Source organism: Mesorhizobium sp. CNPSo 4684, assembly GCF_057784315.1.
The window spans coordinates 182,609-208,355 of sequence record NZ_JBWLUX010000008.1 but is presented as its reverse complement, the minus strand read 5'-3'; the positions used below and the strand labels follow the sequence as shown (position 1 = coordinate 208,355).

Here is a 25,747-nt window from a genome sequence, read left to right as displayed (position 1 = left end):
GGGGATAAGGCTCCTCCTCTCCCCAACGGGGAGAGGGTGGCCGGAGCGAAGCGGAGGTCGGGTGAGGGGGCGGCGCCGACGGATCCGACCAAGAGAAATGTCGGGGCAACCGAGCGCGCCCGAAAGCTGCGGGCGGACGAGACCGAAGCTGAGTACCGACTTTGGGGGGAACTAAGAGGACGTCATCTCAACGGCTATAAATTTGTACGGCAAGTGCCGCTCGGTCCTTTCATCGCCGATTTCGTTTGCCGCGAGCAGGGGCTGATTGTCGAACTCGATGGCAGCCAACACGCGGATTCGCTGACAGATCCCGCCAGGACAGCCTGGCTGAACGGCCAAGGTTATTCGGTTCTGCGCTTCTGGAACCACGAGGTTCCGGCAGAGCGCCGAGCCGTTCTTGATACGATCTTGGCTTGCCTTGACGGAAAGATTTCTACCCCCTCACCCGGCCTCCGCTTCGCTCCGGCCACCCTCTCCCCGTTGGGGAGAGGAGGGCGCCACGCTGGCGAGGCTCGCTAGATGGACACCTTCCGCGACAAGCTCATCCCCGTAACCTCGATCCTCCTGGGTGTGGTCGTCCTCTGGTACATCTTCGCCGTCGTCCTCAACGCGCCGTTCCAGCGCGACCTCGACCGGCGTGCCAACGAAACCTCCGGCACCGTCGAATTCATCGGCAAGACGCTGTCGCAGCCCAAGCCGACGCTACCGGCGCCGCATCAGGTGGCGGTGAATTTCTTCGAGAACACGTTTTTGCGGCCCATCACCTCGACCCGCAGCCTCGTCTACAACGCCTGGGTGACGCTGTCGTCGACGCTTCTCGGCTTTGCCTTCGGCACGGCGCTCGGCATCATCATTGCGGTCGGCATTGTCCACGTGGCGACGCTCGACCGCAGCCTGATGCCGTGGATCATTGCCTCGCAGACGATTCCGATCCTGGCGGTGGCGCCGATGATCATCGTCGTTCTGGCGGCGATTGGCGTCACCGGTCTCATCCCGAAGGCAATGATTTCGACCTATCTGTCGTTCTTCCCGGTGACGGTGGGCATGGTGAAGGGGCTGCGTTCGCCCGAGCTCATGCATCTTGACCTGATGCACACCTACAATGCCAGCGCCTCGCAAACCTTCTGGAAGCTGCGCGTGCCGGCCTCGGTACCGTTCCTGTTCACCTCGATGAAGGTGGCGGTGGCGGCAAGCCTGGTCGGCGCGATCGTCGGCGAACTGCCGACCGGTGCGGTTGCCGGTATCGGCGCGAAACTGCTCGCCGGTGCTTATTACAGCCAGTCGATCGACATCTGGTCAGCGCTGGTCGCAGGCTCGGTGGTGGCGGCACTTCTGGTCATGGTGGTCGGCATAGCCGGGCGCCTCGTCGACCGCGCCATGGGTGGGAGGCCGGCATGAACTGGCTGAAGCCATCCTGGCAAGCGGTGCTGGCCATTCTCCTGTGCCTTGTCGCTCTGGCGCTCGGCGCGATGTCTAAGCCGGAAGCGGCTGCACTCGCGGACCCGGCTGCCAGCTTCGACTACCCCTATTTCGGACTAAAGACCCCGATGATCGGCTTGGCCGTGCTGGCGGGGCTGATCTCAATGCTCAGGATTTCGTCTCTGGCTGAGGCTGTGGTGCTATTCATCGGCGCCCACCTCGTCGCCTGGATGCTGATCTCGGGCATAACAGGTTTCGAAGGCACGGCATTGGCGCCGTATTTCCTGTTGCTTGCCGCTGCCTGGCTGCTGGCCTGGCGCTGCGTCGCGGTGCTGTCAGGGCTTCGACCGACGGCAAAAGGAGAGCGGATGGCGTTGCGCCTGATCATCCCGGCGATCTTCGGTGCCTGGATTCTGATCATCTGGGAAGCGGTGACGCGCGGCGCCGGCATCCCCTTCATTCTGCTACCGCCGCCGAGCGCCATCGGCGCGCGCATCGCGAGTTCCCTGCCGGTGCTTGGCGCCGACGTGCGGCAGACCATCTTCAAGGCGGTGATCTTCGGTTATGTGGTCGGCAGCAGCGCCGGCTTCCTGGTGGCCATCGCGGCCGACCGCGTGCCGTTCCTGCGCCGTGGGCTCTTGCCGATCGGCAATATGGTCTCGGCGCTGCCGATCATCGGCGTAGCACCGATCATGGTCATGTGGTTCGGCTTCGACTGGCCGTCCAAGGCAGCTGTCGTCATCATCATGACCTTCTTCCCGATGCTGGTGAACACGGTCGCCGGGCTTGCCGCCTCCGGCCATATGGAGCGCGACCTGATGCGCACCTATGCCTCGGGCTACTGGCCGACGCTGCTGAAACTCCGATTGCCGGCCGCGGCGCCCTTCATTTTCAACGCGCTGAAGATCAACTCGACGCTGGCGCTGATCGGCGCCATCGTCGCCGAGTTCTTCGGCACGCCGGTCGTCGGCATGGGCTTCCGCATCTCGACCGAGGTCGGGCGGATGAACATCGACATGGTCTGGGCCGAAATCGCAGTTGCAGCCCTTGCGGGTTCGGTCTTTTATGGCGTGGTCGCTCTTATCGAGAGAGCCGTCACGTTTTGGCATCCCTCTGTCCGTGGTGGATAGGGCGGTGGGTTTTGGGTGTTAACTTCAGAGGGTAAAAACATGAAAAGACTGATCATTCCGTTGCTGGCCGGCGCGATGTCGCTGGCCGCGTTCCAGGCCATGGCCGCCGACAAGGTGACCTTGCAGCTGAAATGGGTCACGCAGGCCCAGTTCGCCGGCTATTATGTCGCCAAGGCCAAGGGTTTCTATGAGGCCGAAGGTCTCGACGTCGACATCAAGCCGGGCGGTCCCGATATCGCGCCCGAGCAGGTGATCGCCGGCGGCGGCGCCGACGTCATCGTCGACTGGATGGGTGGTGCATTGGCCGCGCGCGAAAAGGGCGTGCCGCTGGTCAACATCGCCCAGCCGTTCAAGAAGGCCGGCATGGAACTGGTCTGCCCGAAGGACGGCCCGATCAAGACCGAAGCCGATTTCAAGGGCCACACGCTGGGCGTCTGGTTCTTCGGCAACGAGTATCCGTTCTACGCCTGGATGAACAAGCTCGGCCTCAAGACTGAAGGCGGCCCGGACGGTGTCACCGTTCTCAAGCAGAGTTTTGACGTGCAGCCGCTGATCCAGAAGCAGGCGGATTGCATCTCGGTCATGACCTATAACGAGTACTGGCAGCTGATCGATGCCGGCTACAAGCCGGAACAGCTGACCGTGTTCAACTACTCGGCGATGGGCAACGACCTGCTCGAAGACGGCCTCTATGCCTCGGAAGACAAGCTCAAGGATCCGGCCTTCGAGGACAAGATGGTACGTTTCGTGCGCGCTTCGATGAAGGGCTGGAAATACGCTGTCGACAACAATGACGAAGCCGCAGGCATCGTCATGGACAATGGCGGCCAGGACGAGAACCACCAGAAGCGGATGATGAGCGAAATCGCCAAGCTGATCGACAATGCCGACGGCAAGCTCGATCCGGCGACCTACGAGCGCACCGCCAAGGCGCTGCTCGACCAGAAGATCATCACCAAGGCGCCGACCGGCGCTTACACCACGGCGATCACCGACAAGGCGATCAAATAAGCCTGGTTAGGTCGTTTCGATCTTGAGAGCGGCGAAGAGCGGTTCGAAAGAACCGCTCTTTTTCTTTGTTTGATGCATGTTGTTGGCTCAAAACCGCTGCACACTTTTGGGCGACATGCATTGTCAAAGGCGCCGTTCCTTTATGGTGTTCATGACGAAGCTGGTCTCGATCGAGGCGACGCATTTCAGCCGCGCGATCTTTTCCTTGATGAAGCGCTCGTATTGGTCGAGGCTGCCGGTCACCACCTTCAGCACATAGTCGCGCGAACCGGTGACGAGGTGGCATTCCAGCACCTCTTCCCAGCCCCGGATCGCCTCCTCGAACATGACAATCTCGTCCTCGTTCTGGCGGCTGAGCCTGACGGTGGCGATGGCGACCATGCTCCAGCCGAAGGCGGCGGGATCGACCAGCGTGGTATAGCCCCGGATGATGCCGGCTTCCTCCAGCCGCCGCACGCGCCGCAGGCAAGGCGATGGCGACAGGCCTATGCGTTCGGCCAGCTCATTGTTGGTGATGCGCGCGTCGGCCTGTAATTCGCGCAGGATTTTAAGGTCGAAATCGTCGGCTATCTTCTGCTGCAATTTTGCTTGCTCCTGGCAGTTTGTTGCGGGGATGCAGCCATGCGAGGCCGAAAATAGCAAGGACTGGTGGATCGGGATCGCATAAATTGCTGCGCGAGACTCCTCCAAATCCAGGAAAAGCCATGACCGCGCCACGCCCGTCGAAAACCCATATCGGCAACCACAAGCTCCACCCCGAGACGCTGATGCTGAGCTATGGCTTCGATCCGCAGCTGTCGGAGGGCGCCGTCAAGCCGCCGGTGTTTTTGACCTCGACCTTCGTGTTCAAATCGGCGGAAGAGGGGCGCGACTTCTTCGACTACACCTCCGGTCGCAAGGAACCGCCGAGCGGCACGGCGTCGGGCCTGGTTTATTCGCGCTTCAACCATCCCAACTCAGAGATCGTCGAGGACCGGCTGGCGGTCTATGAGGGAACGGATGCCTGCATCCTGTTTTCATCAGGCATGTCGGCGATCGCGACGACGCTGCTTGCCTATGCCCGTCCGGGCGATGTCATCCTGCACTCGCAGCCGCTTTACGGCGGCACCGAGACGCTGCTGACGCGCACGCTGTCCGGCTTCGGCATCGGCGCTGTCGGTTTCGCCGATGGCGTCGACGAGACGGCGGTGCGCACTGCCGCCGATGCTGCCGTGGCCAAGGGCCGCGTCTCCGTCATCCTGATCGAAACGCCGTCGAACCCGACCAACAGCCTGGTCGATATCGCGCTGATCCGGAAGATCGCCGACGAGATCGGTGGCAAGCAAGGGTCGACGCCGATCATCGTCTGCGACAACACGCTGCTCGGTCCGGTGTTCCAGCGGCCGATCGAACACGGCGCCGATGTGTCCGTCTATTCGCTGACCAAATATGTCGGCGGCCATTCCGACCTGATCGCGGGTGCGGCTATGGGCAGTAAAGCCGTGACCAAGCCGATCAAGGCGCTGCGCGGCGCCATCGGCACGCAGCTCGACCCGCATTCCTGCTGGATGCTCGGCCGCTCGCTGGAGACGCTATCGATCCGCATGGAGCGGGCCAACGACAATGCGCGCCTGGTGGCTGAATTCCTGCGCGACCATGCCAAGGTCGAGAAGGTGCATTATCTGCCGTTCCTCGACGAGGATACGGCCGCGGGCCGCGCCTACAAGGCGCAGTGCAGCGGCGCCGGCTCGACCTTCTCGTTCGATATCAAAGGCGGAGAGAAGGCGGCCTTCGCCTTTCTCAACCGGCTGCAGATATTCAAGCTGGCGGTGAGCCTCGGTGGCACGGAATCGCTGGCCAGCCACCCGGCGGCGATGACCCATTCCGGCATTCCCTTCGACGTGCGCCAGCGCATTGGCGTGCTGGAGACCACGGTGAGGCTGTCGATCGGCGTCGAACACCCGGACGATTTGATCGCCGACCTGACGCAGGCGCTGGCCGGCGTCTGAGTGTTGGCATGACGGAAATCCGGACAAGCGGCAAATGACCGCCCCTTTGTTCATACCGCCGGTAACATCTGCGTGTGCCGGGATACATCGCGTCGTTCATCCGTTGGGGTGATGCATCCGCGCGCGGGGGAGCCGCAAGGGATGCTGCAATCAACGGAGGTCTTCATGCGTATCCAATCCTTGCCGGTGCTTTCGGCGCTCGCTGTTTCGACAGCCCTGCTGTTCGCATCTCCGGCCATGGCCGAAATCGTAAAGTACAAGGCGACGCTCGATGGCGCTCAGCAGAGCCCGCCCGTCACTACCAAGGGCAAGGGAACCGCCACTCTCACATTCGACACCACCAAGAAGAAGCTCAGCTGGAACGTCAAATATTCCGGCCTCAGCGGCCCGGCGACGGCGGCGCACATTCATGGTCCGGCGGCGATGGGTGCGAACGCAGCTCCAGTGATCCCGTTCAAAGGCAAGCTCAAGAGCCCGATCAAGGGTTCGGCGGAACTGACCGATGCGCAGGCCGCCGACCTGGCAGCCGGCAACTATTACGTTAACGTCCACACTGCCGCCAACAAGGATGGCGAGATCCGCGGGCAGATCGAGGCCGTGAAATAACCCAATCAAACCGACAAAAAGGGGGGCGGCCGACCGCCCCTTTTTCGTCAGGCCTTGTCGCGGATCTGCGTCATCGTCCGGGTCGGCGTGATCGCCTCGGGATCAAGCCTGATCTCGACGATAGCCGGTTTGCCGCTGGCGCGCGCGCGTTCGAATGCGGGCGCGAAATCGGCCGTCTTCTCGACCGTCTCGCCATGGCCGCCATAGGCGCGGGCAAGGGCGGCAAAGTCCGGGTTCTTCAGGTCGGTGGCGACGACGCGGCCTGGATAGTCACGTTCCTGATGCATGCGGATTGTGCCGTAGATGCCGTTGTTGACGACGATGACGATGATCGGCAGGTCATACTGGACGGCGGTGGCGAATTCCTGCCCGTTCATCAGGAAGCAGCCGTCGCCGGCAAAGGCGATCACGGTGCGGTCCGGATGAAGTGCCTTGGCGGCGACCGCGGCGGGGGTGCCGTAGCCCATCGAGCCGGAGGTGGGCGCGCCTTGCGTGGCAAAGCGGCGGAAGCGGTGGAAGCGATGCACCCAGGTGGCGTAATTGCCGGCGCCGTTGGTCAGAATGGCGTCGTCGGGCAGCACCTTTTCCAGGTAGTTCATGATCGGCCCCATCTGGACGGCGCCGGGCCCGGTCTCAGGCGGCGTCGACCAGTCGAGATAGGCGGCATGTGCTTTCGCTGTCTCATCCGCCCAGGACGGCGTGCCAGCCGGCTTGCGCTTGGCAAAAGCTTCGACGAAAGCCAAGGGCGAAGCGTTGATCGCCAGCGTCGGCCGGTAGACGCGGCCGAGCTCGCCGGCATCGGCGTGGACATGGACCAGCGTCTGGTCGGGGTAGGGGCTCTTCAGCAGCGTATAGTCCGAGGACGGCATCTCGCCCATGCGGCCGCCGATCAGCAGCACCAGATCGGCCTGCTTGATCGCCGTTGCCAGCTTCGGATTGATGCCAATGCCGACATCGCCGGCATAGTTCGGGTGGAGATGATCGAACAGCATCTGGCGGCGGAAGGAACAACCGACCGGCAGCGACCAGGCCTCGGCAATGGTGCGCATGCGTGCCACCGCTTCCTCGTCCCAGCGGGTGCCGCCAAGGATGACGAAGGGACGTTTGGCTTTGCCAACCAGGTTCTCCAGCGCCTCGAGCTCGGCTTCGCCCGGCCGGGTTTCGACAGGCGTGTGCGGCAAGGCGACAGGCGCCTCGACCAGGCTGGTCAGCATGTCCTCGGGCAGCGAGATCACGACAGGACCGGGGCGGCCTGAGGTTGCCACCGCGAAGGCGCGGGTGACGAATTCCGGGATGCGCGCGGCATCGTCGATCTCGACCACCCATTTGGCGATGTCGCCGAAGAACCTCTTGTAGTCGACTTCCTGGAAAGCCTCGCGCTCCTTGGCGTGGCTGGCGACCTGGCCGATGAACAGGATCACGGGGATCGAATCCTGCATGGCAATGTGAACGCCGGCCGAGGCGTTGGTGGCGCCGGGGCCGCGGGTGACGAAGCAGATGCCGGGCTTGCCGGTCAGCCGCCCCTGGCAGTCGGCCATCATGGCAGCGCCGCCTTCCTGGCGGCAGACAATGGTGCGGATCGGTGAGTCATGCAACGCGTCGAGCACCGCGAGATAGGATTCGCCCGGCACGCAAAAGATGCGATCGGTACCGTTGGCCTCGAGTGCGTCGACAATCAATTGTCCGCCGGTCTTCATCGTCCAGACTTCTCCAGTTCGGCAAGGATTTCGTCAGTGTGTTCGCCAAGGCGCGGCGAAGGGCGCTCATAGACCAGCGGCGTGCCGGACATCACCATCGGCGCGCGCACCGAGGGCAGACGGTTGCCATGGCCGTCGTCGAGGTCGAGGCGCATGCCGCGCGCAATGGTCTGCGGATCGGCGAACATCTGGCCGATATTGTTGATCGGGCTCGCCGGCACGCTTGCCACCTCGAGCTTCGCCAGCAGCGGGTCTCGATCCCAGTTCTTCAGGGTTTCGATCATGTGCTCGCGCAATTTCACCCGGTTGGCGACCCGGGCCGGGTTGGTGGCGAAATCGGGATTGGTCGCCAGGTGGTCGAGCCCGACAGCGGCGCAGAATCTGCCGAACTGGCCGTCATTGCCGACCGCGAGGATGATGTGGCCGTCCCTGACCGGTACAACCTCATAGGGTGCGATGTTCATATGCGCATTGCCCATCTGCACCGGCGATTTGCCGGAGACGAGGTAGTTGAGGTTCTGGTTGCCGAGCGCCGAGATCTGGGTGTCGAACAGCGCCATGTCGATGTGCTGGCCCTCGCCGGTCTTTTCGGCATGGCGAAGCGCTGCCTGGATGGCGATCACCGAATAGAGGCCAGTGAAGATATCGGAAATGGCGACGCCGGCCTTTTGCGGCTCGCGCCCGGCCTCGCCGGTGATCGACATCATGCCGGCCATGGCCTGGATGATGAAATCGTAGCCCGCGCGGGGTGCGTAAGGCCCATCCTGGCCGAAGCCGGTGATCGAGCAATAGACGAGGCGGGGATTGATTGCCTTCAGGCTCTCGTAATCAAGGCCATACTTCTTCAGGCCGCCGAGCTTGAAGTTCTCGATCAGCACATCCGAGGTAGAGACCAGCCGGCGTATCGTTTCAGCACCCTCAGGCGTCGAGAAGTCGATGGCGATGGAGCGCTTGCCGCGATTGCAGGAATGGTAATAGGCGGCCGACAGGTTCTCGCCGTCATGGCTCATGACGAAGGGCGGACCCCATTTGCGGGTGTCGTCGCCGCCATCGGGGCTTTCGACCTTGATGACATCGGCGCCGAGATCGGCCAGCAACTGCCCGGCCCATGGCCCGGCCAGGATGCGGGCCAGTTCGACGACGCGGACGCCTTTCAGTGGAGGTTCAGCCATAAATCACCAGAGCGGGTCGGAACCGCAGCCTCTATCAATCCGGGATGCCGCTGTCACGGGCCTTGCGCTGGGCCAGCGATGTCAGCGTTTCAACACACCATCGGCCCAGGCGGCAAAATCGTCCATGACGATGTCGCGGTTCACTTCGTTCAGGCTTTCGTGACGGGTGTCGGCGTAAACCTTTGAAAGCAGATTCGAAAAGCCCATCGCGCGCATGCGTTTGGCGAGATGATTGATGCCCTTGCCATAGTCGGAAGCCGGATCTTTTTCGCCGCCGACGATGCTGACCGGGAGGTCGCGCCTTATGCCGGCGAACCCTGCGTCCTTGCCGCCATTCTGCGCCATCTGGACGACATCGCGCCACATCGAGATCGAGGCATCCCAGCCGCAGAGCGGGTCGGCGATGTATTTGGCCACTTCCGCCTCGTCGCGCGACAGCCAGTCGAACAGCGTCTTGTGGTTGGGCACCGCCTTGCCCCAGGCCTGGAAGGTCAATCGGGGCAAGATACGCGAGGGGACATCGGAGCCGAGCCTGAAGCGCTCATAAGCCAGGATGGCGAGCGCAAGCTGACCGAGCAGGCCTTGCGAGAAATTACCGTTCCAGATCGCGGCGGCGTGAACGCGCGGCGAGTGCGCCAACAGGTAGTTCAATGCCACCGACGCGCCCATCGAGTGGCCGAACAGGATGACCGGCACGCCGGGCTGCTCCTTTGCGATCAGATCGTGGACCGCGTCGACATCGGCGATCACCTTGGCCGGGCCGTCTGTGCCGGCAAACCTGCCGAGCGGCGCATCGGGCGCCTTGGTCGCGCCGTGACCGCGGTGGTCGTGGACGTAGACATGAAAGCCGCGCGGCGCGAGGTAGTCGGCAAAGCGGGCATAGCGCGCGGCGTGCTCCGCCAGGCCATGATTGATCTGGACGACGGCGCGTGGAGTGCCGCTGGCGTGCTTCACATAAAGGTTGAGCGTGGCCCCGGTCGGTGAGGCCAGCGTCGTCTGCCTGTCAAATGCCATGTCTCGCTCCCTCAGCGACTGTTGGGCGACGGCGCGACCGACGTCAAGGGGAGGTCGGGAAGCGTCAGCCGAACCTTATGGAGATTGTTTTTTGCGGCGGACGAAAGAAATCGTAATTCTGACATGTCGTACGTTTCTAGCTTGCGGCATGAAACGCTAGGAGTTCTGGAATGCGGATATCGGCGATATGGGCTGCGGTGTTGGTGGCGCTGGCCAGCGCAGGCATGGCGCGAGCCGACGTCAAGATGAGCGGCTCTTTCGTCGCAGACGCTGCCTGTCCGGCAACGCAGGCGATCAAGAGCGGCAAGAACCCGGGCAATGTCTCGACGACTGCCGGGCAAAGCTACGATCTCCTGGCCGGCAACAAGGATGCGCCGACCCATTATCTCATCCGTGTGCCGGGTGCCGATCCGGAACGCCGCTGGGTCAAGATCAGCTGTGGCCATGTTTCCGGCGGTAGTGCGTCTACCCAGCCGGCCGTGCCCGCCGATCAGGGCAAGCCTGCGGCTTCGGGAAAGCCCGAATATGTCTTTGCGCTGAGCTGGCAACCGGCCTTCTGCGAAACCAAGTCGAGCAAGCCCGAATGCCAGGCGCAGACGGCAGGCGGTTTCGACGCGTCGCATTTCACGCTGCACGGGCTGTGGCCGCAGCCAAATGGCAACTTCTATTGCCAGGTGCCGGCGAGCGACAAGGCCAACGACAACCCCGCCCACTGGGCCGACCTGCCGCCGGTCAACCTCGATGCCAACACGCGCGCCGAGCTCGACCAGGTGATGCCGGGCACCGCCTCCAAGCTCGAGCGGCACGAGTGGATCAAGCACGGCACCTGCTACGGCAAGAGCCAGCAGGAGTATTTTGCCGAGGCGCTGAACCTGATGCGGGCGGTGAATGCCTCGCCGGTGCGCGATCTTTTCACCAAGAATGTCGGCAAGCAGCTCACCTCGGACCAGATCCGCAGCGCCTTCGATAGCGCCTTCGGCAATGGGGCCGGCGCGCGGGTGCGTGTCTCCTGTCTGGTCGATCCGTCGAGCGGCAGGCGGCTGATCGGCGAGCTGACGCTCGGCCTGACCGGCCCGATCGGCCCGGACAGTTCGCTGGGCAGTCTGATGCTCGCCTCCGCACCGACGACCAAGGCCGGCTGCCCGAAGGGTTCGGTCGATGCGGCCGGGTTCCAGTAGGATATCCGCCTGTCGCTTGGCAGTGACGCGGTGATATGGTCTGACGCATTTCATGCGACGGGGGTTGCGATGAGTGGCATGACTTCAAGCGCGCTGGCGCGGCTGGCTTTCTGGGCCAAGGGAATGATCGCAATCCAGGACGCTCGCATGGAATGGCCGGGCTTTTCCTATACGGATGCGGAATGGGCGCGCATGCGCGTGCTTGCCGCACCGATCGGGGCCGGCCGCTACCAGCGGTTCACGATGGTCAATGCGGTGATCTTCATCGCCATCGCCGCGCTCGGTGTCGTCTGTGTCTTCCTGCCGCTGGCAACCCTCTTGTTTCCGGTGCCGGCCGAGACGAGTGCGCTCAAATTCTCGGCTTTGCTGGCTGCGTGCGCTTTCCTGATCATTGGGCTCGGCCTGCCGATCTCCATGCGGCTGTCGAGCATACTCCTGGCCTCCAGGGAGATGCGCGCCGGCCTTGTCACCGAGGCCGGCGACGAGGCGCTGGCGGCAAAAGTATCCTGGCAGATTAACCGCATCACGCTCATCATGTGCGGCCTGCTCGTGCCGGGCATTCTGCTTTTCATCGCCTATGACATCGATGCCGGTCCGATCATCACCACGCTGAAATGGCTGGCGGTCGTGCTGATGGCCGTCTCAGTTGCGGTCGGCGCGTTGCAGCAGCGCAAGCGGAGCCAATAGGCGTCAGTGCTTCACGCGCTTGTGCCGGGTGTCCACGTGCCGAAAATCTTCGGCATCGTCCCGCGCCTCGCCGACGACGCGGTCGCGGCCGGTGGACTTCGCCCTGTAGAGGCGTTCATCGGCAAGGGCGAAGAGATCGGCAAGCGAGCCGACCGTCTCGTTGACAGTGGCGATGCCGGCGCTGACGCTGATGTCGAAGCGGTTTGCGCACCCCTTGACCGCATGGCGGATGTTTTCGCCAAGTAATCTGGCGACCGGATGCGGTTGCGAGCAGAGGATGGCGAACTCCTCGCCGCCGATCCTGAAAACCTGGTCCTGCGCGCCGGCCGCCTGGGTCAGCACCTGGGCGATCGATCTCAGCACCCTGTCGCCCTCGGCATGGCCGAAGCGATCGTTGATCGACTTGAAATGGTCGACATCGACGATCAGCAGGCTGAGCGGCTGGGCCGTGCGCAGGCTGACGGCGACCGAATTTTCGCCATCGCTGTCAAAACGTCCCCTGTGCAAAAGGCCGGTGAGGCCGTCACGGCCGACATATTCGACCAGGGCTTCGTAGCGCTCGCGGTAGGTCAAGGTATCGAAGACGTCGGACAGTCCACGCGGCGTTACAACGTGCCGCGTCTCGAACCATCTGAGATAGGCGACCAGCATGGCGCTATAGGTAAAGGCCGCGCCCATTTTGGCGAACCAGCCGCCGAAAAAGACTGCGATCGGCGCGCCGGCGACAAAATGCAGGGCGGTGAAAAATCCGGCCTGGTCGAAGGTCAGCACGCAGGCGACGCAAATCAGGATGCGGGTGAACGGCGCCTTGCGCAAATAACGCCCGAGCTTTTCGTAAAGCAGGATGATCAGGATGGCGTCGATGAAAAGCAGCGTCGTGCCCCACACCATCAGCCAGCCCATCTGGTCGATGAAACCGATATCGGGAAGCTTGCCGCCGGAAAGCGCCGAAATGTCATGCAGGCGCAGGATCAGGACTAGCCCGATCATCAGCGCATTGCCGAGCAGCAGGCCGTAGATGGGCTGCCGCACCGTGGCTGCGTCTTCCTTCATGTAGAGCAGAAGCAGCATCACCAGCTTGCCGGAAAACAGCACCGCCGAACCCGGCGAGACCATGCCGAAGGGCAAAGCGACGTAGAAGACGCTGGCGAGGTAGGTTTCCAGGAAATGCATGACGCCCAGCGCGCAGACGAAGACGCCGAGGCCGATGCGATCCCTGAAGCGGAACAGCGTGATCATGACGCTGAAGTAGACCACAGCTTCGGCAAGGAGCAGGAAACTGTTCAGCACTGCCGTCGGTCCGATCTCTCTTTTTCGAAATCGCGGAAAGCCAGCGATCGATCCTGTTTTGACGCGGAAGGGTTAACCGGAGATTTCAGCGCGCCTGCGACCGGCGGGAAACTTAACGTGCGGTGTACACCTGGCTTGAAATGGCAAAAGCGATTGCCGTTCGGCCCGGCATCGCCTACATAGCGCCCAACCTCCATTCAATCCGACATTTTCGGTCAACTGTCAGGGAAAGCGCGCGTGGCACGCCAGTTCATCTATCACATGGCCGGCCTCAACAAGGCCTATGGCACCAAGAAGGTGCTCGAAAACATTCATCTGTCCTTCTACCCGGACGCCAAGATCGGCATTCTCGGCCCCAACGGCGCCGGCAAGTCGACGATCCTCAAGATCATGGCCGGCATCGACAAGGAGTGGAACGGCGAAGCGTGGCTCGCCGAAGGCGCCACCGTCGGCTATCTGGCGCAGGAGCCGGCGCTCGACCCGAGCAAGACGGTGTTCGAGAACATCATGGAAGGCGTCGCAGCCAAGACCGCCATCATCGAACGTTACAACGAACTGATGATGAACTACTCCGACGAGACGGCGGACGAGTCCGCCAAGCTCCAGGACGAGATGGACCGGCTGAACCTGTGGGATCTCGAACAGCAGGTCGAGATGGCGATGGAAGCGCTTGGCTGCCCGCCCAAGGAGGCCGACGTCACCAAGCTTTCGGGTGGCGAGCGCCGCCGCGTCGCGCTCTGCCAACTCCTGCTGCGCCAGCCCGACCTTCTGCTGCTCGACGAACCGACCAACCATCTCGACGCCGAGACCACGGCCTGGCTGGAAAAGCATCTGCGCGCCTATCCGGGTGCTGTGATGATCATCACCCACGATCGCTACTTCCTCGACAATGTCACCGGATGGATCCTCGAGCTCGATCGCGGCCGCGGCATTCCCTATGAAGGCAACTACACCAAATACCTCGAAGCCAAGGCCAAGCGCCTCAAGCAGGAAGGCCGCGAGGACGACGCCCGCCAGCGCGCCATCGGCCGCGAGCGCGAGTGGATCCAGTCGAGCCCCAAGGCTCGCCAGACCAAGTCCAAGGCGCGTATCCAGGCGTTCCAGGACCTGCTGGACGCTGCCGACAAGCGGCGTCCGACAGATACGCAGATCGTCATCCCGCATGGCGAACGGCTCGGCAATGTGGTGATCGAGGTCGACGGCCTGTCAAAGGGGTTCGGCGACACGCTCTTGATCGAAGGGCTGGAGTTCAAGCTGCCGCCGGGCGGCATTGTCGGTGTCATCGGCCCGAACGGCGCCGGCAAGACGACGCTGTTTCGCATGATCACCGGACAGGAAAAGCCGGACGCCGGCACGGTCCGCGTCGGCGAGACGGTCAAGCTCGGCTATGTCGACCAGAGCCGCGACGCGCTCGATCCGTCAAAGACCGTCTGGGAAGAAATCTCGGGCGGCGCCGAAGTGGTCAAGCTCGGTAAGTTCGAAGCCAACACGCGCGCCTATTGCGCGTCGTTCAACTTCCGTGGCGGCGACCAGCAGCAGAAGGTCGGCAACCTCTCCGGCGGCCAGCGCAACCGCGTGCATCTGGCAAAAATGCTGAAGACCGGCGGCAATGTGCTGCTGCTCGACGAACCGACCAACGATCTCGACACGGAAACGCTGGCGGCACTCGAAGACGCGCTGGAAAACTTCGGTGGCTGCGCCGTCATCATCTCGCACGATCGTATGTTCCTCGACCGTCTGGCGACGCACATCCTCGCCTTCGAGGGTGACAGCCATGTCGAATGGTTCGAGGGCAATTTCGAGGATTACGAGCAGGACAAGATCCGCCGGCTCGGGCCTGAGGCCGTCAACCCTCACCGCATGACCTACAAGAGGCTGACGCGGTAAGGGAACAACCGGGGCGGCGAATTCTCAAGACGATATGAGGAGCTCAAATGGCTGATTGGTCCGCCGCCCAATATCTGAAATTCGAGGATGAGCGTACGCGGCCCGCGCGCGATCTTGTCGCGCAAGTGCCGGTCGATTTCCCGCGCCGGGTGGTCGACATTGGCTGCGGCCCGGGCAATTCGACCGAGCTGCTGGTCGAGCGTTGGCCGGATGCGCAGATCAGCGGTTTCGACACCTCTCCCGACATGATCGAAAAGGCGAGGGCGCGCCTGCCCAGCGTCAACTTCGACCTTGCGGACGCCTCGACATGGCAGCCGGCCGAGTCGGTCAACGTTATCTTTGCCAATGCGGTGTTCCAATGGCTGCCTACGCATCCGGCTGTTTTCCAGCGGCTGATGGGCTTTCTCGCGCCCGGCGGCGCGCTCGCCGTCCAGATGCCCGACAATCTGCTTGAGCCTTCGCATCAGCTGATGCGCGAGACCGCGGCCGAAATGCCGTTCACTGCCAAGATGGCGGGTGCGGCGCGCGGGCCGTTGCCGCCGGTGTCGTTCTACTATGACCTCTTGTCGCCGCTCTCCGACCGGGTGGATATTTGGCATACGGCCTACAATCATCCGCTGGCTGATGCCGAAGCGATCGTCGAATGGGTGAAGTCGACCGGGTTGAAGCCCTTTCTCGATCCGCTGGACGCCGACGAGCGCAAAGTGTTTCTGGAGAGCTACACGGCGAAGATCGCCAAGGCCTACCCGAAGACGGCGAACGGCAAGGTGTTGCTGCGCTTCCCGCGCATCTTCATTGTCGCCAAGCGGGCGGGCTAGCGCTCTGGTAAATGCCGGCCAATGTCCTGTCTTAAGCCGGCGTAAACCGGCCGGGTGAGAAAAGTGTTGCGTCGCGCCTATTCGTCGCCCACATGAGGACGACAACGCCTGCGCATGGACGGATTGGAAATGCATCGCGTCATCATCAGCGGCATCGGCGTTGAAATCCCTGAAGCCAAGATCACCAATGAAGAACTGGTCGCCAGCTTCAATGCCTGGGTCGATACCGAGAATGCGCGTCGCGAGGTCTCCGGCGAGACGCTGCTGCAGAAATCGGACAGCGCCTTCATCGTCCATGCCTCGGGCGTCCAGACCCGCCATGTCATCGAGCGGGAAGGCATTCTCGACCCGACCCGCATGGCGCCGCGCATCCCGGCGCGGCCCGACGATGCGCTGTCGCTGCAGGCCGAGTTCGGCGTGGCCGCGGCCAGGAAGGCGCTCGACCATGCAGGGTTGAATCCGTCAGATATCGACCTGGTGATCTGCTCGGCCTCGCACCAGCAGCGGCCCTATCCGGCGATCGCCATCGAAATGCAGGAGGCGCTGGGCACCAACGGCGCCGGTTTCGACATGGGCCTCGGCTGTTCGTCGGCCGCGGCCGCCTTGCACATCGCGGTCAATCTGGTGCGGACGGGCGCGCACAAACGCGTCCTGGTGGTCACGCCGGAGATCATCACCGGCCATCTCAATTTTCGCGACCGGCAGACGCATTTCATCTTCGGCGACGCGTCCGTGGCGATGGTGGTCGAAGGGCTGGCCAAGGGCGAGAAACGGCCGGGGCGCTTCGAAGTGCTGGACACGCGCACCTGGACGCAGATGTCGAACAACATCCGCACCAATCTGGGCTACCACACCCGCACTGCCCAGGACGATCCGTACATGATCAGCCTCGAAGGCAATTTGATCAAACAGGTCGGCAACAAGGTGTTCAAGGAAGTCACCGTCGCCGGCCACAAATTCATCGTCGAATTCCTGGCCGAGCACGGGCTGACGCCGCAAGCCGTCCGGCGCTTCTGGCTGCATCAGGCCAATGCGCGGATGAACGCCATGATCCTGAAACTGGCCTTCGGCCATGAGGTCGACCACGACCGTGCGCCGATGGTGCTGGAGCGGCTCGGCAACACCGCCGGCGCCGGCGCCATCATTGCGCTTTCGGAAAACCACGCCGACATGAAGCCCGGCGATTTCGGCGTGCTGTGCGCCTTCGGCGCCGGCTATTCGATAGGTGGCGCGCTGCTCAGAATGCTGTAGTCAGGCTGGGGTGAACGGCACCAGCATTGGCACCCGGCGGGCATAGTCGTCATAGGCGCTGCCCAGTTCGCCGCGCAAAAAACGCTCCTCGAGCTTAGCCTTGACGACGATGCCGACGGTGAGAAAGACCGCGCCGGCGATGCCCCAGACCGTGCCCTTGGCCGCCATGGTGGCCAGGATTGCCAAGAGCAGTCCAGTGTAGATCGGATGGCGGACCAGCCCGTAGGGGCCGGTGTCGACGACACGGTGTTGGGCCTTCGCCGTGACCGAAGCCGACCAGAGGCGGCCGAGATGCAGCCGCGCCCACCAGGCGAACAACAGGCCAACGGCAATGATCCCGACGCAGATCCAGGCTTGGGCAAGGGTCGGAAACCAGAACCGCAGCCGGCCGGCATAGCCATGCGCGGGAATGAACAGCAGCACCGCGCCGATCATCCACAAAGCGCGATAGCGAAACTCCGCCTGGATGCCGGCGCGCCTTTGCGCGGGGTCGGACCAAAAGGCGGCTAGAAACCAGGACACCACCCAGATCAGCCAGAGCAATGCGATTGCCGTACCGGGACGCATGGGAGACCTCCACCGACTGTCTCACCATGAAGCCGGCGCAGCACGGCGGCAATGCGGCGCAATACGGGACCGGTGCCGCTTTCAGGTAAGATGATCGTGATCCACGCTCATTCACCCGAGAACATCCACTGCACGCCAAATGCGTCTACCAGCATGCCGAAGCTGGTTCCCCAAATTTGCCGTGCCAGCGGTACAGTGATCCGGCCGCCCGAGGCCATGCGGTCGAAAAGCTCCCGCATTTTGGCCTGGTCGTCGAACTCCAGCATCAAAGCGGAGCCTTTCATCGGCTCCGCATCGTCATTGTCCGAGGCATGAAACAGCACGCCCGGACCTTCGAAGCGCGCATGCAGCACCTTTCCCCGCATGGCTTCGGTTCGCACCGGCATGCCGTTGTCGCCCCAGCGCAGCAGGATGGTTGCTCGGCCAAGCCCACACTGTTCGTAGAAGGCCAGCGCCGGTTCGCAATTGGTGGTGAAGAACAGCGAAGGGGAGAGCCGCATCGGTTTGTTCCTGGTCGTTGCGCTTGCCACGTCAATGCGCGGCAGCGGTTGCGGCTGCGATCAGCGCGTCGCCGGTAAATTGCCTGTCGCCGATGCCCCAACCACCGTCGGGCGCATTGACGATGTTGATCCAGGTGTTTTCGGGCTTGTGACCGGGGATGCAAAGCTCGGCAACGATGCTGGCGGCAGCGGTGATGAAAGCGCTGCGGGCTTCAAGCGAGCCGAGGCCAATGTTGGGCAATTTCAACTCGACCATGACGACAGGCCGATTGGCACCGCCGGCATAGATGTGGTGCGGCGGCAAGATGTGGACAGTACCGCCGACGATCGCGGTGAAGAACGCATTGCCGGTGGCGCCGGACGCTTCGATCAGGGCGGCGCTGAGACGCGGCAGGATCTCGCGCTCTCCGGCCGGGGTCAGTACGCCTTGCGGTGCGGTTACGGTGATGGGCATTTTTCTATCCTCTCCTGGAGATCGCATGGACTGTAGTTGCTTCTTGCCATGTTTCGTATCGATTGTTACGTTATGGAGGGAGAGCGAGTCAACAGGTTTCGTAACGATCGCTATGGATGATTTGGAAAAGCCGCGTGGCGGCCGGCCGCGTGCCTTCGACCCCGACCGGGCACTGGATGCGGCGATGCATCTGTTCTGGGAGCATGGCTACGAGGCGACGTCGCTCACCATGCTGCGCGAGGCGATGGGGCTGACGCCGCCGCAGATCTACAATGCCTTCACCGACAAGGAGACTTTGTTCCGCAAGGCGCTTGAGCGCTACCACCAGACAGAGATCGGCTTTGCGCTGGAGGCGCTGAGCGCACCGGTGTCGACGCGGGAGGCCATCCGGCGGTTGCTGCTAGGGGCAGCGGAGGCCTATTCCAGGCCCGGCAAGCCCGGTGGCTGCCTGTTCGTCAGCGGTGCGCTGGCGACTTCGCCGCAGGCGCAAGCCATCGCCGATGAACTCAAGACATATCGCAAGGCGAGCGAAGCGGCGATCGCTGGACGGCTGGCGGAGGGCAAGACAAAAGGTGACTTGCCGGAAGGAATTCCCGTTGAGGGCATCGCCAAATACCTGGCCGGGACCATGAACGGCATGTCGATCCAGGCGCGGGACGGCGCTTCGGTCGAAGAGCTGCGGGCTTTGGCCGAAACCGCTCTTGCGGCCTTGCCGCTCGGGAGGCAAAACCAAAGGCATGATTCAGAGACAGGACACCACGCTGGACCTTTTCCCCGAAGCTGAGAAGCCGGTCGAAATCATCCCGGCCAGGAAGCTGGCCGCCAAGGTGGCGGCACTCTACGTCGCGCCATCAGATCATTTTCAGACGCGCCCGGTGGAAGCATTGCAGCTCGGCTTCGACGGCATATCAGGCGACTTTCATGCCGGCGCCACGCGTCGCTCCGGCGGGCGCGAGCCATGGTATCCACGCGGCACCGAAATGCGCCACGAGCGACAGTTGTCGATCGTGGCGGCGGACGAACTGGCCATCGTTGCCGGACGGATGGGGCTAGCCGAGATCAAGCCGGAATGGATAGGCGCCAATCTGCTAATCGAGGGCGTTCCGCATCTCTCGATGTTGCCTTCAGGCACGCTGCTGTTCTTCAAAGGCGGGGTAACGATCAAGGTCGATGCGCAGAATGGGCCTTGCCGCCTTGCCGGGCGTTCGGTCGCCGAAAATGCTGATATGGCCGATCACGAGATGGGCGCGCTGGCCTTCCCGAAGGCGGCGAAGCGGTTGCGCGGCCTGGTTGGCTGGGTAGAGAAACCGGGCAGCATCACGGTCGGCGAAGAGATCTCGGTGCGCGTGCCGGAGCAGTGGATTTATCGACCGTAGCTCAACGATACGAGAGCTGGCTGCGCCGCCGGGACGGCGCAGCCGGATTTAACAGACGTGTTCAGGCTGCCTTGCGGTTCTTCTTCGCGCCCTGCGCCTCGATGGAAACGTGGTCCCACTTTTCCCAGAGCGCGATGCGGTTGGCGTATTCCTGTTTGATCATCGGCAGGCCGCCGTCGCCGAAGAACACGCGCAGCGGCGGCTCGGCCGCGTCGACGATTTCAAGCATTGCCGGTCCGGTGGCCTCGGGATCGCCGGCCACGGCGCGGCTGCGGCGCTCGGCCATGGCGGCGCGGGCGGGTGCATAGGCCTCGATCGCTTTCGAGGTCTTGGCCGAGGCGCCGGACCAGTCGGTCGAGAAGCCGCCCGGCTCGACCAGCGTCACATGAATGCCGAACTCAGCGACTTCCAGGCTGAGCGACTGGCTGAAGGCTTCGAGCGCCCATTTGGAGGCGTGGTAGAGGCCAAGCGAGGCAAAGGCGTTGACGCCGCCGATCGACGAGATCTGGATGATGTGGCCGGAACGCTGCGCCCGCATGATCGGCAGCGCCGCCTGCGTGACCCAGAGCGCGCCGAAGACGTTGGTCTCGATCTGGTCGCGGGCTTCCTGCTCGCTGACTTCCTCGATGGCGCCAAAATGGCCATAGCCGGCATTGTTGATGACGACGTCGAGACGGCCGAAGCGCTTGTGTGCCTCGGCAATCGCGGCAACGACGGCCTTCTTGTCGGTGACGTCGAGCTTTATCGCGGCGATGTTGTCGCCGTATTTTGCGACGAGATCGGCGAGCGTGCCGGCATCGCGTGCGGTTGCGGCGACCCGGTCGCCACGCGCGAGCGCAGCCTCGGCCCAGACGCGGCCAAAACCTTTTGACGATCCGGTGATGAACCAAACCTTTGATGTCATGACGTGGAATCCTTGCCCATGCGGGCCGTGAATTGGGGATGGAAACGGAGGCTTCTCCGTTTCTGCCATATACGGCGCATCGCGCGATTTTCCAGAGGCGAGGAGGAATCTTTTTTGCCCCGACCGTCCGGCTAAGCAAGGCGCTCGGCTGGTCAGGGGTAGCGCACCGGGCTCGACCAGGCCGGGTCGTCATGCTTTTGCCAGTAGAGCGCCATCAGCCGGCTGGTAAACGGCCCGACCTTGCCGTCAGCGATTGGCGTGCCGTCGATCATCGTCACCGGCATGATGCCGCCGGCGGTGGAGGTGATGAAGACTTCGTCGGCAGCCTTCAGCGCGGCGACGCTGACATCGGCGGCCGTGGCGGCAAGGCCGGCTTCGGCGCAGAGATCGAAGACAGTGCGCCCGGTGATGCCGGGCAGCACGCCAATGGCCGGCGTCGACAGGCTGCCATCCTTGACGCAGAACACGTTGAAGCCGGGGCCTTCGGCGACATTGCCGTTGAAGTCGAGGACCAGCGCCGTCTCGCCGCCACGGTCATAGGCATCGTAGAGGCCGCGCACCAGGTCGAGCCAGTGGTAGTTCTTGATCGCCGGGTCGATCGAGGCCGGCGGAATGCGCACCTTGTCGCTGATGGCGACATGCAGTCCACGCCGCAACTGCTCGGCATTGGCGACCGAACCGAACGGCACGGCAAATGCCATGAAGCGGTTGATCGCCTGGCGCGGATCACGGCTGAAGGTCGGCGAAGCGCCGCGCGTGCACAGCATCTCGACATAGGCGGCGCGGTGGCCCGAGAGCGCCACGCAATTGTGCAGGATTTCGCTCACCCCGTCGCGGTCGAACGGGACCGTCATGCGCAGTTTCTGCAAGCTGGCGAAGAAGCGGTCGAGATGCAGGTCGAGGCGGAAGAAGCTGCCGTCCCAGACATGGACGGTGTCGTAGGTGGCGTCGGAATGCAGAAAACCCCAATCCAGCACCGAGATTTTTGCTTGCGACATCGGCAGATACTGGCCGTCGAGGAAGGCGATACCGTCGGGATAGGAATGCGGGTCGATATGGCGCTCGGACAGGGTCGGCAATGGCGCAATGCTACCTGCTGCTGCGCTTCGGTTCATGGCGGTTGGTCCCTTCGGCTCAATGCAGGATGATCAGGCTAGCGGCCTTCAGTCGACGGCATAGAGCCACTCAGGCAGCGCTGTTTGTCCTAGGTAGCACATTCGATTTGCCCTATGGTCAGCCATGAAAATATCCGGCCGGGAGGGGGCAACATGGGCAGATTTTTTCAGACCATCATCTTTGCAGTTTTCCTCGTCTTCGTTACCGGCGAGGCCTTTGCGCAGTGCGCGCGCGAGGGAGAGGAGCTGTGCCAGAACGGCCAGACCTATCGCTGCGAGAAGACGGGCAGCGAGTTGACGCCGATCTTCCAGAACGTGCCTTGCGTGGTCAACGCGACGGGGCTCAACGGCATCTGGACCGGCAGCGGCCATCAGAGTCCGGCCGGGGCTGCCGGCGCCGACTGGGCAATCGCCATGACCATTGGCGATGGCGCTGCGTCGATCGACTATCCTTCACTTGGCTGCGGAGGATCCTTGACCCAGATTTCCCGGGACGAGAGTTCGGCGGAATACCGGGAAAATATCGCCTACGGTCAGGATAAGTGCATCGACGGTGGCGGCATCACCGTCCGGTTCTTCAAAGGAAACCTGTCCTGGACCTGGGTCGGGCAGGCCGACGGCCAGCCCTACAACGCCGTTGCCGTGCTGAGCCGGCAGTAGCCTAATGCATGTCGCTCAAAAGTGGTCCCGGTTTTGAGAGAACGACATGCACAAAAACAGTCATTCCTCTTCGTCGTCGGCATCGAGCAGGCGCGTAGCACGCCAGCGGGTCAGCACCATGTTGGTCTGCTCGATGACGAAGAACCGCGCCGAGTCGCGATCATAGCCCTCGGCCAGCAGTTTCTCATAGTCGGTATGGCCGTGCCTGATATGGGCGATCGTCGCCAGCCATACGGCAATGCTCGGCGGCAGCGTCTTCATATGCACCGCACCAGCCTCGGCGCGGATTTTCTCCATGTCGGCATAGGGCGCCAGCGGCAGCAGCGCGGTCAGCGCCTTGGCGATGGCGCGGCGGCGGCCGGTGGGCGCGCTCATGTCTCGTCGCGCCCGGCAATGGTTGCCCCGGCAAAGGCATCGGTCGAGGCGAAATAGGGTTTGATGTCGATCACCGGCGTGCCGTCGAGCACATCGATGGCGTCGATATCGATGCGGCCTGTATCGATATCGACGGCGGTCAGCTTGGCTACGTGGAGTCCGATCGGGTTCGGCCGGGCGGGGGAGCGCAACGAGAAAACGCCTTTCGGTTCAGCCGCATGGCGGGGTTTCTGGACAATCAGTCCCCGCGGTGCGTGATGCAGCCAGGATAGGATGATGATGTGGCTGGCGCGCTCCAGCGCAAGCAGGCCCTCGCGATAGGGTGGGTCGATGACAACCGTCGCCGCCTGTCCCGTCTCGCGGGCCGCGCGCATGTTCTTGGGGCAGCTTTCCCGCGATGTCCATGGCGAGGCGATGCGGCCGATGAACACGATGTGGCCATCCGGCGGCATGTCAGCCGGGTCTGACTGCAGGAGCTTTTCGCCGTCGCGCGTCTCGAACATGGCTTTCGCCTCTAGCATAGGTTTCCGTCGATCGTGACGGAAAAGCGCTTTCCGGCCATGGGGATCACACGTGCGGCATTTTCTTGTCAGGAAGCGACATAGGTCTTGCCATGTCGTTAAAGCTGACATAAACATATGTTTATATCTTTTCAACGAGAATACGCCAATGCATGTCTCGCTCGATACGATGGTGGATACATTGAAGGCGGCGGCCGAATCGAGCCGCCTGCGCATCCTGGCGCTGTTGTCGCGCGGCGACCTTACCGTGTCCGATCTCACCGAGATCCTCAGCCAGTCGCAGCCGCGCGTGTCGCGCCATCTGAAGCTGTTGCTGGAAGCAGGGCTGATCGGCCGTTATCAGGAAGGCTCCTGGGCGTTCTTCCGGCTGTCAGATACCGATTCCGCGCGCGACTTCGTCATGGGGCTGGTCTCCGGCATTCGCGGCGCCGACCCGCAGGTCGAGCGCGACCTTGAGCGGCTGGCGTCGGTCAAGCGCAAGCGGCAGGATCGCGCCGCCGAATATTTTTCCGAAAACGCTGCGAGCTGGGACCATATCCGCTCGCTGCATGTGCCGGACCGCGCGGTGGAAGCAGCACTCCTCAAACTGGTCGGCAAGCGGCCGTTCCAGTCGATGCTCGATCTTGGCACCGGCACCGGGCGCCTGCTTGAGATCTTCTCGCCGCTCTACCGGCGTGGCGTCGGCATCGATATGTCGCGCGAGATGCTGACGGTGGCGCGCGCCAATCTCGACAAGGCCGGCATTGCCAATGCGCAGGTCCGCCAGGGCGACATCTTTGCGCCGCCGGTCGAGCGCGATGCCTTCGACCTCGTCACCATCCATCAGGTGCTGCACTATCTCGATGACCCCGCCCGCGCCATCCGCGAGGCGGCGAGGCTGCTGCGCCCGGCGGGCCGGCTGGTAATCGTCGACTTCGCGCCGCATGCGCTGGAGTTCCTGCGTGATCAGCATGCGCATGTCAGACTGGGCTTTTCCGATCGGCAGATATCGGAATGGTTTGCCGAGGCTGAACTCGACCTCGAAGATGCCCAGGAGTTCGAGCCGCGCGGCAGCAACGAAGCCAGGCTCACCGTCAAGCTGTGGCTCGGCCGCGACCGCCGCGTGCTGATCGCCGAACCTTCCAACGACTCTTTGCCGGCCAAAGCATACCAAATTGGGGAAACCGCCTGATGAACCAGTTCCGCTTTTCCCGCCGTCCCGACATTGGCGACAAGGTCCGCGTCTCCTTCGAGTTCTTTCCGCCGAAGACCGACGAGATGGAGGCGCGGCTCTGGGACACCGTCACCAGGCTGGAGCCGCTGAAGCCGAAATTCGTTTCGGTGACCTATGGCGCCGGCGGCTCGACGCGCGAGCGCACGGCCCGCACGGTCAAGCGCATCCTCAACGAGACGACGCTGACGCCGGCGGCGCACATGACCTGCGTTGACGCCGCCCGCCATGAGGTCGACGCCGTGGTTCGCGAATTCGCCGAGATGGGCGTGAAACGCTTCGTCGCCTTGCGCGGCGATCCAGCGGCGGGCGTCGGCACCGCCTACCGGCCGCATCCCGATGGTTATGCCAATGGCGCCGAACTGGTCGGCGCGCTGAAGGGCGCCGGCGATTTCGACATTTCGGTCTCGGCCTATCCGGAAAAGCATCCGGAAAGCCCTGACTTCGCCACCGACTTCGACATGCTGAAGCGCAAGGCCGACAATGGCGCGACGCGGGCGATCACCCAGTTCTTCTTCGACAACGATCTCTACGAGCGTTACGTCGAGAAGGCGCGCCGCGCCGGCATCTACATCCCGATCGTGCCCGGCATCCTGCCGGTGCACAATTTCACCCAGGTCGCCAATTTCTCGGCACGCTGCGGTGCGCTGGTGCCGGCATGGCTGGCCGAGCGCTTCGAGGGGCTGCAAAACGACCCGCAGACGCATGCTTTGGTGGCATCGGCCGTGGCCGCGGAGCAGGTGCTCGACCTTGTCGAGCGCGGCGTCAGCGATTTCCACTTCTACACCATGAACCGGGCCGACCTGGTGTTCGCGATCTGCCACATGATCGGCATCCGCTCGCACGAAACGGAAGTGGCTGGGTCGGCCGCGGCCTGAGTCTCACCGTGATGATCTGAAATGCAAAAGGCCGGGCGA

General features: G+C 63.1%; 28 protein-coding genes. 16 read left to right on the top strand and 12 right to left on the bottom strand.

Going from position 1 to position 25,747, the window contains the following annotated elements:
* The 4 genes from AC04SG_RS09815 to AC04SG_RS09800 all read left to right on the top strand — a co-directional run.
* A partial coding sequence (locus tag AC04SG_RS09815; protein ID WP_488550856.1) for an endonuclease domain-containing protein occupies nt 1-519 on the top strand: 519 nt, incomplete at its 5' end.
* Nucleotides 520-1,398, top strand: a complete 879-nt coding sequence (locus tag AC04SG_RS09810; RefSeq protein WP_488550855.1) for an ABC transporter permease — start codon at nt 520-522, stop codon at nt 1,396-1,398.
* On the top strand, nt 1,395-2,549 hold the full coding sequence (locus tag AC04SG_RS09805; protein ID WP_488550854.1) for an ABC transporter permease: 1,155 nt from the start codon (nt 1,395-1,397) through the stop codon (nt 2,547-2,549). Before AC04SG_RS09810 ends, AC04SG_RS09805 begins: the two co-directional genes overlap by 4 nt.
* A 39-nt stretch (nt 2,550-2,588) precedes the next feature.
* Nucleotides 2,589-3,560, top strand: a complete 972-nt coding sequence (locus AC04SG_RS09800; RefSeq protein ID WP_203278721.1) for an ABC transporter substrate-binding protein — start codon at nt 2,589-2,591, stop codon at nt 3,558-3,560.
* Between the two features lie 123 nt (nt 3,561-3,683).
* On the opposite strand, the gene AC04SG_RS09795 is transcribed toward AC04SG_RS09800, so the two are convergent.
* Nucleotides 3,684-4,142, bottom strand: a complete 459-nt coding sequence (locus AC04SG_RS09795) for an Lrp/AsnC family transcriptional regulator (RefSeq protein ID WP_192258495.1) — start codon at nt 4,140-4,142, stop codon at nt 3,684-3,686.
* A 122-nt stretch (nt 4,143-4,264) separates the two neighbouring features.
* Here AC04SG_RS09795 and AC04SG_RS09790 point away from each other — a divergent pair, with 122 nt between their 5' ends.
* The gene (locus tag AC04SG_RS09790; RefSeq protein ID WP_488550853.1) at nt 4,265-5,548 is read left to right on the top strand and encodes a cystathionine gamma-synthase family protein; all 1,284 of its coding nucleotides are present in this window, start codon (nt 4,265-4,267) and stop codon (nt 5,546-5,548) included.
* A gap of 165 nt (nt 5,549-5,713) precedes the next feature.
* The gene (locus AC04SG_RS09785; protein ID WP_192258493.1) at nt 5,714-6,154 is read left to right on the top strand and encodes a CHRD domain-containing protein; all 441 of its coding nucleotides are present in this window, start codon (nt 5,714-5,716) and stop codon (nt 6,152-6,154) included.
* A gap of 47 nt (nt 6,155-6,201) precedes the next feature.
* On the opposite strand, the gene AC04SG_RS09780 is transcribed toward AC04SG_RS09785, so the two are convergent.
* The 3 genes from AC04SG_RS09780 to AC04SG_RS09770 all read right to left on the bottom strand — a co-directional run bounded on the left by AC04SG_RS09780 (nt 6,202) and on the right by AC04SG_RS09770 (nt 10,037).
* Complete coding sequence (locus AC04SG_RS09780) at nt 6,202-7,851, bottom strand: thiamine pyrophosphate-binding protein (RefSeq protein ID WP_488550852.1); 1,650 nt, start codon at nt 7,849-7,851, stop codon at nt 6,202-6,204.
* A complete protein-coding gene (locus tag AC04SG_RS09775; protein WP_488550851.1) occupies nt 7,848-9,023 on the bottom strand; it encodes a CaiB/BaiF CoA transferase family protein in 1,176 nt (391 codons plus the stop codon). The genes AC04SG_RS09780 and AC04SG_RS09775 overlap by 4 nt, the downstream gene beginning before the upstream one ends.
* 81 nt (nt 9,024-9,104) lie before the next feature.
* Nucleotides 9,105-10,037 carry an alpha/beta fold hydrolase gene (locus tag AC04SG_RS09770; RefSeq protein ID WP_488550850.1) on the bottom strand — a complete coding sequence of 311 codons (933 nt, stop codon included), beginning with the start codon at nt 10,035-10,037 and terminating at the stop codon, nt 9,105-9,107.
* Between the two features lie 170 nt (nt 10,038-10,207).
* Here AC04SG_RS09770 and AC04SG_RS09765 point away from each other — a divergent pair, with 170 nt between their 5' ends.
* Together AC04SG_RS09765 and AC04SG_RS09760 are read left to right on the top strand one after the other, a co-directional pair.
* Complete coding sequence (locus AC04SG_RS09765; protein ID WP_488550849.1) at nt 10,208-11,215, top strand: ribonuclease T2 family protein; 1,008 nt, start codon at nt 10,208-10,210, stop codon at nt 11,213-11,215.
* Nucleotides 11,216-11,284: 69 nt separating this feature from the next.
* Complete coding sequence (locus AC04SG_RS09760) at nt 11,285-11,902, top strand: hypothetical protein (protein ID WP_488550848.1); 618 nt, start codon at nt 11,285-11,287, stop codon at nt 11,900-11,902.
* Nucleotides 11,903-11,905: 3 nt separating this feature from the next.
* Here the strand turns inward: AC04SG_RS09760 and AC04SG_RS09755 are convergent, their stop codons facing one another.
* On the bottom strand, nt 11,906-13,192 hold the full coding sequence (locus tag AC04SG_RS09755) for a GGDEF domain-containing protein (protein WP_488550847.1): 1,287 nt from the start codon (nt 13,190-13,192) through the stop codon (nt 11,906-11,908).
* 237 nt (nt 13,193-13,429) lie between these two features.
* On the opposite strand from AC04SG_RS09755, the gene ettA reads away from it, so the two are divergent.
* The 3 genes from ettA (at nt 13,430) to AC04SG_RS09740 (ending at nt 17,148) form a co-directional block, all read left to right on the top strand.
* On the top strand, nt 13,430-15,079 hold the full coding sequence (gene ettA / locus AC04SG_RS09750; protein WP_488550846.1) for an energy-dependent translational throttle protein EttA: 1,650 nt from the start codon (nt 13,430-13,432) through the stop codon (nt 15,077-15,079).
* Between the two features lie 47 nt (nt 15,080-15,126).
* Nucleotides 15,127-15,897: a trans-aconitate 2-methyltransferase gene (gene tam / locus AC04SG_RS09745; RefSeq protein WP_488550845.1), complete on the top strand. Its 771-nt coding sequence runs from the start codon at nt 15,127-15,129 to the stop codon at nt 15,895-15,897.
* Nucleotides 15,898-16,026: 129 nt separating this feature from the next.
* Nucleotides 16,027-17,148 (top strand): beta-ketoacyl-ACP synthase III, encoded by a 1,122-nt coding sequence (locus AC04SG_RS09740; protein ID WP_192258538.1) that lies wholly within the window; start codon nt 16,027-16,029, stop codon nt 17,146-17,148.
* On the opposite strand, the gene AC04SG_RS09735 is transcribed toward AC04SG_RS09740, so the two are convergent.
* The 3 genes from AC04SG_RS09735 to AC04SG_RS09725 form a co-directional block, all read right to left on the bottom strand.
* On the bottom strand, nt 17,149-17,715 hold the full coding sequence (locus tag AC04SG_RS09735; protein ID WP_488550844.1) for a methyltransferase family protein: 567 nt from the start codon (nt 17,713-17,715) through the stop codon (nt 17,149-17,151). It lies immediately after the preceding gene.
* A 107-nt stretch (nt 17,716-17,822) separates the two neighbouring features.
* The gene (locus tag AC04SG_RS09730) at nt 17,823-18,215 is read right to left on the bottom strand and encodes a VOC family protein (RefSeq protein ID WP_488550843.1); all 393 of its coding nucleotides are present in this window, start codon (nt 18,213-18,215) and stop codon (nt 17,823-17,825) included.
* A 31-nt stretch (nt 18,216-18,246) separates the two neighbouring features.
* Complete coding sequence (locus AC04SG_RS09725) at nt 18,247-18,669, bottom strand: hypothetical protein (RefSeq protein WP_488550842.1); 423 nt, start codon at nt 18,667-18,669, stop codon at nt 18,247-18,249.
* A 112-nt stretch (nt 18,670-18,781) separates the two neighbouring features.
* Here AC04SG_RS09725 and AC04SG_RS09720 point away from each other — a divergent pair, with 112 nt between their 5' ends.
* Complete coding sequence (locus AC04SG_RS09720) at nt 18,782-19,453, top strand: TetR/AcrR family transcriptional regulator (RefSeq protein WP_488550841.1); 672 nt, start codon at nt 18,782-18,784, stop codon at nt 19,451-19,453.
* Nucleotides 19,407-20,045 carry an MOSC domain-containing protein gene (locus tag AC04SG_RS09715; protein WP_488550840.1) on the top strand — a complete coding sequence of 213 codons (639 nt, stop codon included), beginning with the start codon at nt 19,407-19,409 and terminating at the stop codon, nt 20,043-20,045. Before AC04SG_RS09720 ends, AC04SG_RS09715 begins: the two co-directional genes overlap by 47 nt.
* Nucleotides 20,046-20,106: 61 nt before the next feature.
* Here the strand turns inward: AC04SG_RS09715 and AC04SG_RS09710 are convergent, their stop codons facing one another.
* Together AC04SG_RS09710 and AC04SG_RS09705 are read right to left on the bottom strand one after the other, a co-directional pair.
* Nucleotides 20,107-20,949 carry an SDR family oxidoreductase gene (locus AC04SG_RS09710; RefSeq protein ID WP_488550839.1) on the bottom strand — a complete coding sequence of 281 codons (843 nt, stop codon included), beginning with the start codon at nt 20,947-20,949 and terminating at the stop codon, nt 20,107-20,109.
* Nucleotides 20,950-21,101: 152 nt separating this feature from the next.
* On the bottom strand, nt 21,102-22,064 hold the full coding sequence (locus tag AC04SG_RS09705; RefSeq protein ID WP_488550838.1) for an aminotransferase class IV: 963 nt from the start codon (nt 22,062-22,064) through the stop codon (nt 21,102-21,104).
* A 114-nt stretch (nt 22,065-22,178) separates the two neighbouring features.
* On the opposite strand from AC04SG_RS09705, the gene AC04SG_RS09700 reads away from it, so the two are divergent.
* Nucleotides 22,179-22,724 carry a hypothetical protein gene (locus tag AC04SG_RS09700; protein ID WP_488550837.1) on the top strand — a complete coding sequence of 182 codons (546 nt, stop codon included), beginning with the start codon at nt 22,179-22,181 and terminating at the stop codon, nt 22,722-22,724.
* 60 nt (nt 22,725-22,784) lie between these two features.
* Here AC04SG_RS09700 and AC04SG_RS09695 read toward each other — a convergent pair whose 3' ends face one another.
* Together AC04SG_RS09695 and tsaA are read right to left on the bottom strand one after the other, a co-directional pair.
* Nucleotides 22,785-23,099, bottom strand: coding sequence for a DUF2293 domain-containing protein (locus AC04SG_RS09695; RefSeq protein WP_203278703.1), 315 nt, complete (start codon nt 23,097-23,099; stop codon nt 22,785-22,787).
* The gene (tsaA, locus tag AC04SG_RS09690; protein ID WP_488550836.1) at nt 23,096-23,602 is read right to left on the bottom strand and encodes a tRNA (N6-threonylcarbamoyladenosine(37)-N6)-methyltransferase TrmO; all 507 of its coding nucleotides are present in this window, start codon (nt 23,600-23,602) and stop codon (nt 23,096-23,098) included. Before tsaA ends, AC04SG_RS09695 begins: the two co-directional genes overlap by 4 nt.
* A 166-nt stretch (nt 23,603-23,768) precedes the next feature.
* On the opposite strand from tsaA, the gene AC04SG_RS09685 reads away from it, so the two are divergent.
* Together AC04SG_RS09685 and metF are read left to right on the top strand one after the other, a co-directional pair.
* Nucleotides 23,769-24,791 (top strand): ArsR/SmtB family transcription factor, encoded by a 1,023-nt coding sequence (locus AC04SG_RS09685; RefSeq protein ID WP_488550835.1) that lies wholly within the window; start codon nt 23,769-23,771, stop codon nt 24,789-24,791.
* Nucleotides 24,791-25,708, top strand: coding sequence for a methylenetetrahydrofolate reductase [NAD(P)H] (gene metF, locus AC04SG_RS09680; protein WP_192258471.1), 918 nt, complete (start codon nt 24,791-24,793; stop codon nt 25,706-25,708). Before AC04SG_RS09685 ends, metF begins: the two co-directional genes overlap by 1 nt.
* Nucleotides 25,709-25,747 lie beyond the last annotated feature (39 nt).